The sequence below is a fragment of the Natronococcus sp. JC468 genome (genome assembly GCF_012163165.1).
GTDB lineage: Archaea > Halobacteriota > Halobacteria > Halobacteriales > Natrialbaceae > Natronococcus > Natronococcus jeotgali.
The window spans coordinates 1-12580 of sequence record NZ_JAAVUO010000064.1 but is presented as its reverse complement, the minus strand read 5'-3'; the positions used below and the strand labels follow the sequence as shown (position 1 = coordinate 12580).

Genomic DNA, 12580 nt, shown 5'->3' with positions numbered 1-12580 from the left:
TGGAAGCAGGAAGCCCTACCCTCAAGGAGCGAACGGCGTCAGCCGTGAGCGAGTAGGGTGGGGTAGTTCACTCGGCCGGTTGTGCGCCTGGAGCGGTTGGCATACCCGGCACACTCGAGAGGGAAAGATCGACGCGGCGGAGTAGCTGTGCGTTGATTGCGACGATAACCGTACTGAGTGACATCAGGAGCGCTCCGACTGCTGGCGATAGTAAGATCCCGATCGGCGCGAGAACACCCGCCGCGAGCGGGATTGCGAAGACGTTGTACCCGGCAGCCCAGACGATGTTTTCCTGCATCTTCCGGTAACTCGCCTTGCTCAGCTTTACGAGACGAGCAACGTCCATCGGGTTGTTCTGCACGAGGATGACGTCTGCAGACTGCACGGCGACGTCCGTCCCACTTCCAATAGCGATCCCGACGTTGGCTCGAGTCAGCGCGGGCGCGTCGTTGACGCCGTCGCCGACCATCGCCACGAACTTCCCTTGGTTCTGTAGCTCTTGGACCGTCTCGTCTTTGTCTTCGGGCAGTACCTCCGCGAACACCGTATCGATTCCCAGTTCATTGGCCACTGCATCGGCCACATCCCTCGAGTCGCCGGTCAGCATCGCCACTTCGATATCGAGTTCGTGGAGCGCTTCGACGACTCGGTAGCTCTCGTCTCGGATCACGTCCGCCATAGCGAAGGCAGCGATCGGCTCCTCATTTCGAACGACGTACACGACAGTCTGTCCGTTTTCGCCGGCCTCATCAGCGAACCGCTGCAGATCCGACCGGACATCGATATCAAGGTGAGTCAGGAGGTTTGGACCGCCGACATAAACCTCGTCACCCGTAATCCGCGCGCGAACGCCCCGACCTTTCATTGCTTCGAAGTCCTCCGACTCGGGAACGCTAACACCGCGTTCAGCGGCCGCTTCGCGGATAGCGCGGGCAATCATGTGTTCCGAGTCACCCTCGACTGCAGCCGCCAGCGCCAGCGCCTCCTCCTCGTCGATACCGCCCGCGGTCTCTGTACCGACGACGCCGTGTTCGCCCTCGGTGAGCGTTCCCGTCTTGTCGAAGATGATCGCGTCCAGGTTTCGCGCTTCTTCCATTGCGATGCGGTCCCGCACCAACATCCCGTTTCGGGCCGCCAGCGAGGTGTTGATCGCAACTACGAGCGGGATGGCGAGGCCGAGCGCGTGTGGACACGCGATCACGAGGACGGTGACGACTCGCTCGATGACCGCCGCGTCGAACGACACGGCGACCGTCCACCCGACGGCAGTCACGGCCGCTGCCGCGACGGCAACGTAGAATAACCAGCCGGCAGCTCGGTCAGCGAGCACTTGAGTCTGTGACTTGCTCCCTTGTACTTCTTCGACGAGACGCATGATTCCCGCAAGAGTCGTCTCCTCGCCCGTGGCTTCGATGTGAACACGGAGACTCCCGTCACCGTTGATGGTCCCGCCGATCACCTCGTCGCCCGGCTCTTTCGAAACTGGCATCGACTCGCCGGTGATCATGGACTCGTTCACGTCCGAATCACCCATCTCAACGACGCCGTCTGCAGGGACGCTGGCACCGGGACGGACGAGGACGAGATCTCCTTCGGAAAGGTCGCTCACCGGGACCTCTTCGGTTTCTTCGGCAGCGGCGACTTCCGAATGGCCAGCCGAACCACGTTCGGCGCTGTCACCGTCATCGGTAATTCTTTCGGCGGTGTCGGGCATGAGCTGTGCCAGCTCGTCGAGCGCGCTCTGTGCCCGCCGAACCGATCGCATTTCGATCCAGTGGCCCAACAGCATAATGTCGATCAGGGTGACGAGTTCCCAGAAGAACGCCGATTGAGTCGGCAGGACGACGCTTGCCAGGCTATAGACGAACGCGACCGAGATCGCCATCGAGATGAGTGTCATCATCCCCGGCGATCGATCACGCAGTTCGGGGACGGCCATTCGGAGGAACGGAACACCACCGTACCCGAAGACGATTACCGCGAAAACCGGGTTGATCCACTCGCTTCCGGGAAACGCTGGAACGGAAAACCCCAGCCACTCCTGGAGCATCTCGCTGTAGAGGAGAACCGGAATCGAGAGCAGCGTCGAGATGAAAAACCGACGGCGGAACATCGCTTCGTGGCCCTCGTGCATTCCACCGTGATCGTGACCACCGCCCTCGTGGTCCATTCGGTGGTCGTGCTCGTCTTCGATCGTTCGTTCGGCCTCGTCAGCGCCCATAGCCTCCTCCTCGATCAGCGACTGTTCCACCTGAGGGTCCGGTTTTCCTCCGGTGTTATCTGGCTCGCTATCGACAGTGGACCGGTGGTCGTGGTTAGGACGGTCTCCAGGCGGATTTTCGTCGTCCGTTGATCGGTTGTGATCGTGGTTATCCATGAGCGTTTAAATACTGAAACATCGGCCAAGGTGATCCATGTGTTGGTGAACCATCACAATCGCTTACATAGTACTGCTAAATTGTGCATATTACTCGGTAGCCATCTGCAAAGGTTGGGTCTGCCCAACGAGAGTCGCAACGTATGCGTTGTAGCTCCCGAAACTCGCTACGATGGTCCCCCAGACAACGTTGTGCCACAGTTCGGGACCCACGAAACCGAATATGAATGGCTCGACGACGAGCCAGGTACCGAGGATTGTAACGAGGCCAGCCCCGTTCCTGCTCAACGGTCGTCGTCTAACGGATCTGCTGTAGTTGTAGCCGGCGACGAAAACGACTACGAGTCCAACGAGTACATCGTTCCAGCGGCGGACTCCTGTCGCTCCGAAAACGAACGGAACCGCGATCAGCCATCCTCCGAGTACAACGTTGCCACCAGCTGTGACCCTCGTTATCATCCCCATCGTCCAGTATTCGTGTGATTCCGCCCGAAAGATGGTCAGTTGTGAAGCCACGAACCGCGGTAGTCAGGACCGTTACGCCGAAGCCATGTTCCGGCAACTCTCGGCGCACTCGCGCAGCACGTCAGCACACACCTGACAGTGTTCGTGATCGAACTGCTCACACTCGTCGGCGCACTCTTCACAGGCGTCTGCGCACGTCTCCGCGAGGTCAGCGTGATACCCGGAATTCCGGGCCATAAAGCGAGCGTGTAGTGCCGTGATATCGGCGACGTCCCGACAGAGGCGGATACAGCGCGCCATCTCCTCGCCGTGGTCGAGACACTCGTCGGCACACCACTCGCAGGCCTGTGCTGCTTCGAAGCAATTGTCCGTACACTCCGCCATTTCGTCGTCCATGTGGTCAATCTGGGTTAGCGCCATCGCATATCACCGGTCGGCGCGACCCGACTTTATTATCGACTACCCAAGCCGAGAGAATAATTAGTGAGGCAGCGGTAACATCGGTCAGCCGAATCGGGATAACTAATGAGATGGGATGTAATATAGTGTTTTATGACTGAAACAGTACTGAAATTCCACTATCTCTCCGTTCAAACAGCGTAGATCACAGTATTCGGTGGTTCTGAGTTTGCTTTCGGCTGCAGGCAGCGGAGTTGAAGACGCACCCTATCATACGCTCCGATATGATTGATGCGTCGCTGCAAACGGCGAGCATCCTGTTCGCCATCATCGGCGGAACAGCAGCCGGCGTACTGTCTCTCCTTCTCTGGGGTATCCTCCGTGAATCGCCGTTCGGGACGGTAATCACACTACTCACACTGACGCTTGCTGGAGTGATCGTCTATCACGTCTTCTTGATCATCGCCGGCGGCGAATCGGTCTTTCTCGATACGCTCCGGAGTGCGATGCACACCATTGTCGCAATTTTCCTGTTGCTAGTGATCGCCACCCACGAGCGAATTCAACAGAGTATCTCAGGGAGTTGATGATCCGTGGTTGAATTCTCACCGTTTACCGTATACAATCTCACAGTAGGCGCTGTCACGGGGATCGGATTATTGTACTTCCTCTTTTTCAGACCGACTGTCGTTGACTACCACCGCTATTTGCTGTTGACGATCTCCGGAATACTGTTGTTTCTCATCGGTGGTCCGCTGGCGGAACTGCTGTTCCCGCCGGTAGTACATTGGGTACACGGTATCGCATCGGTGCTCGTCGTAATCGGTCTATATAGTCCAGTGAAAAACGATTTGCGTCAGGAAGCCTGGGCCGATCTTTTGCTCCAAGATCCCACACAGGTTCGTCAGGTAGACGAGTGGATGCTTCCCGTTGATGACGCGATCCTCGGTCTCTTCCACTCGAAGGATCTCGTTCTGACACCGGCCATCATCGCGTACAACATCGACTACAGTCGAGAGGAGGTGAACCGTCGGTTAGTCGAATTGGAGTCTCGTGGTTTCGTTACGAAAGCCGAACGCGGGAAGTATCGTATCACGAGCCTCGGAAAACAGTACATAGAAGGAACGGTTCCGTGCGAAGGGCTTGGTTGTCTACGCTCTCTCTGGAGCCACCGTACCAATTAGCATACTCCCCAATCTCGAATACGGCCTCGTTAGGTCGCACCTCTTTATCACGGAAAACAAACGGTTGTTTATCATGGTCTCTCGTGACGGCCGAAGACAAGAGACTCTTAAACGCCACTCTAGGCGCTTCTCGAACGCACTAACGGCTGGATGAGATTCCGGAACTTGAGGCACTCGAAATGCTGAACGAACTCACCAGTGAGAGCGAACTCAGCGAGCGAGACGTTCAGGAACTCGCCGAGAGAAGCAACGAACGTGGACGAAAGCGCGTCGAAGAAGAATCGGAGTAGACGCGACGAACGAAGCTGGCAACCGCCGCGAACGGCCGATCCTCTCCTCGAGACGTTCCGATCAACCCGGTGAGGCGAGCCGTCCGTACACCCCCGCGTCGTCCGCATCCGTTCGGATCGCTGGTCGGGGGTCGCTCGAGCACGCCACCGTCCCCTGAACTCACTCACCGTCGATTGCGGACCTCGAATCCGTAATCGATCGGCCACGGTACTTTCGATTCCAAAGCCGTTCCGGAGGTATATTCCGACTCGAGACGTACGACCGCCCATGCGAGACCTCGACGAAACGGACATGGCGATCCTACGGCTGCTCGGCGAGGACGCCAGGCGACCGTTCAGCGACATCGCCGAGGAGGTCGGGCTCTCCGGTCCGGCCGTCTCGGACCGCGTGCAGCGGCTTCGGGAGGCGGGCGTCATCAAGCGATTCACCGTCGACGTCGACCGCTCGCAGCTCCGGGCCGGCGTTCCGGTGTTCGTCCAGGTGTCGGGCGTGACCGGGGCCGTCGACGAACTCGAGGCGCGGATCGGCGACGCCGACGCGGTCGAGCACGTGTTCGTCACCGCGGACGGCGAGCTCTGGTTCTACGCGCGGGCGCAACTCCGGAACGTCCGCCGGTGGCTCGACAGGCTGGTCGGCGACGTCGACGGCGTCGAGTACGCGGTGACGCTGATCGACGACGTCGAGTGGCGCCCCTCGCTCGACGGCGCCGAGTTCGCGCTCACCTGCGCCGAGTGTGGCAACACCGTCGACAGCGAGGGGGAGTCGGCGACCGTCGACGGCGACCTGTACCACTTCTGTTGCCCGTCCTGTCGGAGCCGGTTCGAGGAGCGCTACGACCGCCTCGAGGAGGGGACGTGAACCGCTTCGGTTTCGAAAGTGACCACCCGGGTCGGCTTTGGATCGCTATCGAAAACGGAGGTAAACGTCGATCCCCTACGGGTACACAATGAGTCAGCGAACTACCCGCCTCGAGATCCGAGGGATGAGCTGTGCGAACTGCTCGCAGTCGGTGACTGAGGCCGTGGAAGCCCTCGACGGCGTCTCGGAGGCCGACGTCAACTTCGCCACCGACGAGGGTTCGGTCGAGTACGACCCGAGCGAGGTGTCGCTCGCGGAGATCTACGGGGCGATCGACGACGCGGGCTACCGCGCCGAATCCGCCACCGTCTCGGTCGGAATCGCCGACATGACGTGTGCGAACTGCGCCGACACCAACGAGGAGGCGCTCGAGTTGGTGCCAGGGGTCATCGACGCGGAGGTCAACTACGCGACCGACGAGGCCCAAGTCGAGTACAACCCGGCCGACGTCTCCCGGTCGGCGTTCTACGACGCGGTCGAGGAGGCCGGCTACACGCCGATCCGCGACGACGGGGCCGCGGAGTCGGACCGCGAACGGCGCGACGCCGCCCGTCGAGAGGAAATCGACAAACAGCTCCGGCTGACGCTGTTCGGGGCGGTCCTGTCGGCACCGTTCCTGTTCTTCCTGGCCGACCGATTCCTTCTGGGGGGGACCGTCTTCCCCGACGCGGTCTTCGGCCTCGAGTTCGAGTGGATCGGCTTCCTGCTCGCGACGCCGGTTCAGCTCGTCCTCGGACGGCCGTTTTACGAGAACTCCTACAAGGCGCTCGTGAAGAACGGCCGGGCGAACATGGACGTCCTCATCGCGCTGGGGTCGTCGACGGCGTATCTCTACAGCGTCGCCGTCCTGCTCGGGCTGATCGCCGGGGAGACCTACTTCGACACCGCGGCGCTGATCCTCGTGTTCATCACGCTCGGGAACTACCTCGAGGCCCGCTCGAAGGGCCAGGCCGGCGACGCCTTGCGAACGCTCCTCGAGATGGAGGCCGAGACGGCCACGATCGTCGAGGACGACGGCACCGAACGGGAGGTTCCCCTCGAGGACGTCGAGGTCGGCGACCGGATGAAGGTCCGACCCGGCGAGAAGGTCCCGACCGACGGGGTCGTCATCGACGGGCAATCGGCGGTCGACGAGTCGATGGTAACCGGCGAGTCCGTTCCCGTCGAGAAGGAGGCGGGCGACGAGGTCGTCGGTTCGACGATCAACGAGAACGGCGTGTTGGTCGTGGAGGCGACGAAGGTCGGCGAGGACACGGCGCTCCAGGGGATCGTCCGGACGGTCAAGGAGGCCCAGTCCCGCCAGCCGGAGATCCAGAACCTCGCCGACCGTATCTCGGCGTACTTCGTTCCCGCCGTCATCGCCAACGCCCTGTTCTGGGGGACCGTCTGGTTCCTGTTCCCCGAGGCGCTGGCCGGCTTCGTCGACTGGCTCCCGCTGTGGGGCCAGGTCGCCGGTGGCCCGGCTCCGGCGGGCGGAAGCGTCTCGGTCTTCGAGTTCGCGGTCGTCGTCTTCGCCTCGGCGGTGCTGATCGCCTGTCCCTGTGCACTTGGGCTGGCGACGCCCGCGGCGACGATGGTCGGGACCGCCATCGGCGCGCAAAACGGCGTCCTCTTCAAGGGCGGCGACGTCCTCGAGCGCGCGAAAGACGTCGACACCGTCGTCTTCGACAAGACGGGGACGCTCACCGAGGGCGAGATGGAGCTGACCGACGTCGTCGCCGTCGACGGCGAGCGACCGGTGGCCGACGGCGGAACGGCGGCGGCCGAGAGCGCCGCTCCCGGCAGCGACCGACTCGACGAGAACGACGTGCTCCGGCTCGCCGCGTCGGCCGAGCGCGGCAGCGAACACCCGCTCGCCCGGGCGATCGTCGAGGGCGCCGAGGAGCGCGGCCTCGACCTCGTCGACCCGGACGGGTTCGAGAACGTGCCGGGCCACGGTGTCCGCGCCACTGTCGACGGCGACGAGGTGCTCGTCGGGAACCGCAAACTGCTGCGGGACGAGGGGATCAATCCCTCGCCCGCCGTGGAGACGATGGAACGACTCGAGAACGAGGGCAAGACGGCGATGCTCGTCGCCCGCCGGCCGGCCGGGGCGGACGGGGGCGAGCTCGTGGGCGTGGTCGCCGACGCCGACACCGTCAAGGACGGCGCCGCGGAGGCGGTCGGCGCGCTCCGCGAGCGCGGCATCGACGTGATGATGATCACCGGTGACAACGAGCGAACCGCTCGCGCCGTCGCTGAACGGGTCGGGATCGACCCCGAAAACGTTCGCGCCGAGGTCCTCCCCGAGGACAAGTCCGACGCGGTCGAGGCGATCCAGGCGGAGGGCCGGCAGGCGATGATGGTCGGCGACGGCGTCAACGACGCGCCCGCGCTCGCGGTCGCCCATGTCGGAACCGCGATCGGGAGCGGAACCGACGTCGCCATCGAGGCCGCCGACGTGACCCTGATGCGGGACGATCCGATCGACGTCGTGAAGGCGATCCGCATCTCCGACGCGACCCTCCGGAAGATCAAGCAGAACCTCGTGTGGGCACTCGGATACAACACGACGCTCATCCCGCTGGCGTCGCTCGGACTACTCCAGCCGGTGCTGGCCGCCGCGGCGATGGCGTTCTCGAGCGTCTCCGTGCTGTCGAACAGCCTGCTGTTCCGTCGGTACGAACCCGATCACGACTACGAACTGCTCGGGTTCCTGCGCTGAGCCGTCGCACCGACGGCGACGCGACTCGAGTCGCCGCCTCCAGATCGCCCTACATGTAACTCCCTTGACTATCAGGTTGCGGGGACTCGCGTCACGTTCCGTTTAGAAAAAACACTAATAACTCGGCTGAAAAACGGTACCTAATGAGTCCCCAGCCGACGTTGCGACAGTCGATGGTGACAGAACAGTGACAGATACATCGCCGCTTACCCGAATTCGGTCGGTGCTCTCGCGGAACCGACTCAGAATCGCGTTCGTCGCCGTACTACTTCTCTCCGCCGGCGCGCTCGTCGCCGCGGCCTCGAGCGACGAACTCTCCACGGCCTCCGAGGAGGAGATGCCGGTCGCCCCGGAGACGGAGAACCACACCGTGATCACCGAGTCCGGACGCGCGGGGACGATCACCGTCTACGGCCCCGACGGCGAGGTCGAGTACTACAACAACTCGCGAACGAAGTACTTCGACGCCGATCCCGTCGAGGGCGATCCGACGACGGTCGAGTACACCGCGACGGACACGATCCACTCCGAGGGGCCGACCTGTAACGCCCCGCCGTGTGCGAGAAACGTCCTCGAGCGGGTCGATCTGGAGACCGGCGAGGTCGAGGTGCTCTACGAGCGCTACGACCACAAGGAGACGGCCGGCGAGTGGCACGACTCGACGCGGCTCAACGAAACCCACGTCGCGATCGCCGACATCGTCGCCGATCAGGTGTTCGTCGTGAACACCGAGACGGAGGTCGTCGAGTGGCTCTGGGACGCCCAGAGCGATTTCCCGCTCGACGGCGGCGGCCCGTACCCCGGAGACTGGGCCCACATCAACGACGTCTCGTACATCGAGGCCGAGGACGATCCCAACGACGGCCGGATCATGGTCAGTCTGCGCAACCAGGATCAGGTCGTCTTCATCGATCAGGACGAAGGGCTGGTCGACGAGTGGACTCTCGGGAGCGAGAACGACTACGACGTCCAGTACGAACAGCACAATCCCGACTACATCCCCGAGTCCCAGGGCGGTCCGGCCGTCGTCGTCGCCGACTCCGAGAACGGCCGCGTCCAGGAGTTCCAGCGCGAGGGCGGCGCGGACGGCGAGTGGAACCGTAGCTGGCAGTGGGAAGACGACCAGATACAGTGGCCCCGCGACGCCGATCGGCTTCCCAACGGGAACACGTTGATCGCCGACTCACACGGCAACCGCGTGATGGAGGTCGACGCCTCAGGCGATATCGTCTGGGAGGTCGGCTCGACCCTACCCTACGAGGCCGAGCGCCTCGAGACCGGAGAGGAGAGCGAGGGCGGCCAGAGCGCGGCCGAACTCGGCCTCGAGTCCCGGACCGAGGACGACGAAGGCGGAGGCGCCGGCGGCGGGTTCGAGTTCGATCCGCTCGATTCCCTGGGCGGGTTCATCGAGAACGTCCTTCCCCACCGGATCTACAACGGGCTCCTCTTCGCGAGTCCGATCTGGATGGGATCGGCCGAGTTCGCCGCCGTCGGCGTCGCCCTGCTGACCGGGCTGACGTGGGTCGGCCTCGAGATCAGGTGGCGGCTCCACGACGCCGGCGTCAGGTTCCGGTCGCCGGTCCACTGGCGGAACGGGTAACGGGGGTCAGAAGACCAGGAGGTGGCCCCCGAGGAGGTACAGGCCAGCGAGGATCGACTGGAAGGAGAGCGAACCCAGCGCCGAGAGGGTGAGAAACGTTCCATCGTCCATCTCCGAGAGGCCCGCCGGAACGGTGCACAGCCCGCGGACGAACAGCATCGTGTTGCTCCCGGCGACGGCGATCCCGCCCCAGCGGTCGAACCACCCGTCGAGGCGCTCGAGTCGCGACTCGGTCAGCGGGAACCACCGCTTTTGAACGACGTACTCCCGGCCGGCCCGACGGACGAGCCGGAACAGCAGGAACTGGCCGACCGTCGTCCCGACGACCGCGACGGCGACGATGACGACGACGTCGGCGATCGAGGCGCCGATCAGCGCCATCGCGCTCGGTACGACGAGCTCACTCGGCATGAACCGCAACAGCATGGCTCCCTCGAGGATACAGATTCCGAACAACACCGCGAACGCGAGTTCCGATGCGAACAGCGACTCGAGCCAGGACGGCACCGACTCGAGTTGCAGTAGCTTCATCGACGGGAGATAGCGCCTCTCGAACGTAAGCGTTGGTGGTTCGTCGATCGCGGATCGGGACGGTCCGAAGCCGGATACCGGCGCCGTCCGAGGGGGAACTCGACGGACGGCGCAGCTCTCGGTTCTCGCCGCGGCGCTCGCGACCTACCGGTCGATATCGGTCCGACCCCTACGTCGGCACCTCGAGCGACGCGGCGAACGCGACGGTTACGGCCAGCGACGCGAGCAGTGTTGTCGACCCGATCAGGAACAGCCGCCGGTTGATCCGCGGGTTCTTGGACTCGAACCAGTCGAGCGTGACGTGGACTTCCGACAGCGGCGCGAGCGGGCTGATCCCCATCGGCGTCACGATATCACCCGCGAGATGGGCGAGAACGCTGGCGGTACCGACGACGAAGCCGAACGGGAGCGCGCCCGGCGTCGCGGGAAGGACCAGCGCGGTCCCGGCGCCGGCGAGCAGGCCGACGAGAACGGCGAACCAGAGGGTGTGTGTCGGCCCGCGGTGGCGAAGCCGCGAAATCGATTCGTCGATGTCCGGCAGGTTCGCCAGCCCGAGGGCGAGCCCCGCGCCGAGCACTGCCCCCTCCGGCGACCAGTAGTGACTCGCCAGCGGCAGGAACGGAGCGTAAAGCAAGGCGTTGAGTCCGACGTGACCTCCCCGGTACATGACGGCTAGATACCGACGGTCCGGGACGAGCAGTGATTAACCGCTCGGTTCGGTCGACGACGGCCGATCACTCGATCGCGCGGACGCCGAACGCCGAGGCCGAGATCCCTCCGATCAGGACCGGCATCCAGTAGATCGCGCCCCGGAAGATGATCACGGCGGCGGTGATCGCCGATGCCGGGAACCCGGTCGTGGGAACGAGCAGCGTCACGAACGCGGCCTCGATTCCGCCGAGTCCGCCCGGAAGCGGCGCCGCGCCCGCGAGATTGGCGAGCGGGATCACGAACAACAGCACGTACGGCGGAGCGCTGTAGCCGATAGCGGCGAAGGCCGCGGTGAGCGCGGCCACCTGGAAGAGCCAGCCGGTAAGCGAGAGCCCGACCACTATCGTCAGGCGGTACCGATCGGTCGCGACGCGCTCGATGTTCTCGAAGAATCGCTCCAGCCGGCCAGCGATATTCGCCTCGAGCGTTTCGGGATCGAACTGTACGAATCCGAAGCGCCCGATTCGAGAGGCCAGCACGGCGGGAAGACGCTCGGCGATGGTGTTTCGATACCGCCAGGCGAGCGCCATCCCGAGGACGATGGCCGCGATCAGCGCGACCGCGGAGCCGACAGCCGTCTCGAGCCGATCGCCGATGGCGGCAGTCGTCGCGTAGTACCCGACCCCGGCGAGGATCAGTGAGATCGACGGAACGACGTTGAGCACGTCGACGCTCGCGATGCCGGCGAGTCCGGTCTCGTAGCGCGCGTCGGAGACTTTCGAGATGAGCAGGGCGGCGACGGGTTCGCCCCCCGCCTGACCGAACGGGGTGACGTTGTTGGCGAAGACGGCGCCGGCGTAGACGAAAAACGCCTTCCGGGCCGAAATGTCGACGTCGAGTGCGGTGAGCACGCTTCTGAGCATCAACCCCCAGGCCGCCAGCCAGCACAGCGCGAGGACGAATGTGGCGGCGACCAGCGAGGGTGCGGCCGAGCGCAGCGCATCGATGACGTCACGCGCCCCGACGGCGAAAAACAGTACGGCGAAGACGGCGACCGTTCCGAAGGCACCGACGAGGAGGGCGCGCTTGTTTCGCTCGTCCATAGCGGACCTGGAGCGGCAGTTACCTTGAAACGTCTGATTGTCACCGACGCCGATCGGACGCGATCGTCCTCGAAGAGATCCCGACGGCAGCGACGAATCGCCGTTTCGATCGTAGACCACGTTTCGCTCCGTCGGGCGGTCAGTCGCCGAACTCCCGGGGCTCGCCGCCGAAGCCCCACTCGTCGTCGCTCGCCGTCGGTACCTCCGCCGATGACCGCGCGCCCCGGTAGAGCGACTCGAGGTGTGACAGCGTGCGCTCGACGTCGTAGCGTTCGACCGCTGCTCTCGTCTCCCGCGAGCCTGCCAGACACGACTCGATCGCTTCGCTCATCCCCTCGAGGTCGCAGTAGGCGAAGCGCTCGCCGTTGTCGGGGCCGATCGTGCGGTCGAACGGGGCCGCGTCGGTCGCCGCCACCG

11 protein-coding genes and 1 pseudogene are annotated in these 12580 nt (G+C 63.9%); 5 read left to right on the top strand and 7 right to left on the bottom strand.

What is annotated here, in order from left to right:
* Positions 1-67 precede the first annotated feature (67 nt).
* The 3 genes from GWG54_RS19495 to GWG54_RS19485 all read right to left on the bottom strand — a co-directional run bounded on the left by GWG54_RS19495 (position 68) and on the right by GWG54_RS19485 (position 3262).
* On the bottom strand, positions 68-2134 hold the full coding sequence (locus GWG54_RS19495; protein WP_167939318.1) for a heavy metal translocating P-type ATPase: 2067 nt from the start codon (positions 2132-2134) through the stop codon (positions 68-70).
* Positions 2135-2467: 333 nt separating this feature from the next.
* The gene (locus GWG54_RS19490; RefSeq protein ID WP_167939316.1) at positions 2468-2842 is read right to left on the bottom strand and encodes an SPW repeat protein; all 375 of its coding nucleotides are present in this window, start codon (positions 2840-2842) and stop codon (positions 2468-2470) included.
* A gap of 72 nt (positions 2843-2914) precedes the next feature.
* On the bottom strand, positions 2915-3262 hold the full coding sequence (locus GWG54_RS19485) for a four-helix bundle copper-binding protein (RefSeq protein WP_167939315.1): 348 nt from the start codon (positions 3260-3262) through the stop codon (positions 2915-2917).
* A gap of 263 nt (positions 3263-3525) precedes the next feature.
* Between GWG54_RS19485 and GWG54_RS19480 the strand changes: the two genes are divergently transcribed.
* The 5 genes from GWG54_RS19480 (at position 3526) to GWG54_RS19460 (ending at position 9878) form a co-directional block, all read left to right on the top strand.
* Entirely contained in the window at positions 3526-3828 is a 303-nt protein-coding gene (locus GWG54_RS19480; protein WP_167939314.1) for a hypothetical protein, read from the top strand.
* Positions 3829-3834: 6 nt separating this feature from the next.
* Positions 3835-4425 carry an ArsR family transcriptional regulator gene (locus GWG54_RS21055; protein WP_167939313.1) on the top strand — a complete coding sequence of 197 codons (591 nt, stop codon included), beginning with the start codon at positions 3835-3837 and terminating at the stop codon, positions 4423-4425.
* A 558-nt stretch (positions 4426-4983) separates the two neighbouring features.
* On the top strand, positions 4984-5574 hold the full coding sequence (locus GWG54_RS19470; protein WP_167939312.1) for an AsnC family transcriptional regulator: 591 nt from the start codon (positions 4984-4986) through the stop codon (positions 5572-5574).
* 88 nt (positions 5575-5662) lie between these two features.
* The gene (locus GWG54_RS19465) at positions 5663-8278 is read left to right on the top strand and encodes a heavy metal translocating P-type ATPase (protein WP_167939311.1); all 2616 of its coding nucleotides are present in this window, start codon (positions 5663-5665) and stop codon (positions 8276-8278) included.
* A gap of 223 nt (positions 8279-8501) precedes the next feature.
* Entirely contained in the window at positions 8502-9878 is a 1377-nt protein-coding gene (locus GWG54_RS19460; RefSeq protein ID WP_312854308.1) for an aryl-sulfate sulfotransferase, read from the top strand.
* A gap of 6 nt (positions 9879-9884) precedes the next feature.
* Here GWG54_RS19460 and GWG54_RS19455 read toward each other — a convergent pair whose 3' ends face one another.
* The 4 genes and pseudogenes from GWG54_RS19455 to GWG54_RS19440 all read right to left on the bottom strand — a co-directional run.
* Complete coding sequence (locus GWG54_RS19455; protein ID WP_167939310.1) at positions 9885-10409, bottom strand: DedA family protein; 525 nt, start codon at positions 10407-10409, stop codon at positions 9885-9887.
* 169 nt (positions 10410-10578) lie between these two features.
* Positions 10579-11076, bottom strand: coding sequence for a metal-dependent hydrolase (locus GWG54_RS19450; protein WP_167939309.1), 498 nt, complete (start codon positions 11074-11076; stop codon positions 10579-10581).
* A 67-nt stretch (positions 11077-11143) separates the two neighbouring features.
* Positions 11144-12163 (bottom strand): lysylphosphatidylglycerol synthase transmembrane domain-containing protein, encoded by a 1020-nt coding sequence (locus GWG54_RS19445; RefSeq protein WP_167939308.1) that lies wholly within the window; start codon positions 12161-12163, stop codon positions 11144-11146.
* 139 nt (positions 12164-12302) lie between these two features.
* Positions 12303-12580 (bottom strand): annotated as a pseudogene (locus tag GWG54_RS19440) (glycosyltransferase family 4 protein); the annotation flags it as partial.

Excerpts from the sequence above, each read along its gene's own strand:
- GWG54_RS19495 (WP_167939318.1), bottom strand. The coding sequence starts at position 2,134 with ATGCACGAGGGCCACGAAGCGATGTTCCGCCGTCGGTTTTTCATCTCG.
- GWG54_RS19445 (WP_167939308.1), bottom strand. The coding sequence starts at position 12,163 with ATGGACGAGCGAAACAAGCGCGCCCTCCTCGTCGGTGCCTTCGGAACG.
- GWG54_RS19480 (WP_167939314.1), top strand. The coding sequence starts at position 3,526 with ATGATTGATGCGTCGCTGCAAACGGCGAGCATCCTGTTCGCCATCATC.
- GWG54_RS19485 (WP_167939315.1), bottom strand. The coding sequence starts at position 3,262 with ATGGCGCTAACCCAGATTGACCACATGGACGACGAAATGGCGGAGTGT.
- GWG54_RS19455 (WP_167939310.1), bottom strand. The coding sequence starts at position 10,409 with ATGAAGCTACTGCAACTCGAGTCGGTGCCGTCCTGGCTCGAGTCGCTG.
- GWG54_RS19465 (WP_167939311.1), top strand. The coding sequence starts at position 5,663 with ATGAGTCAGCGAACTACCCGCCTCGAGATCCGAGGGATGAGCTGTGCG.
- GWG54_RS19490 (WP_167939316.1), bottom strand. The coding sequence starts at position 2,842 with ATGGGGATGATAACGAGGGTCACAGCTGGTGGCAACGTTGTACTCGGA.
- GWG54_RS19450 (WP_167939309.1), bottom strand. The coding sequence starts at position 11,076 with ATGTACCGGGGAGGTCACGTCGGACTCAACGCCTTGCTTTACGCTCCG.
- GWG54_RS19470 (WP_167939312.1), top strand. The coding sequence starts at position 4,984 with ATGCGAGACCTCGACGAAACGGACATGGCGATCCTACGGCTGCTCGGC.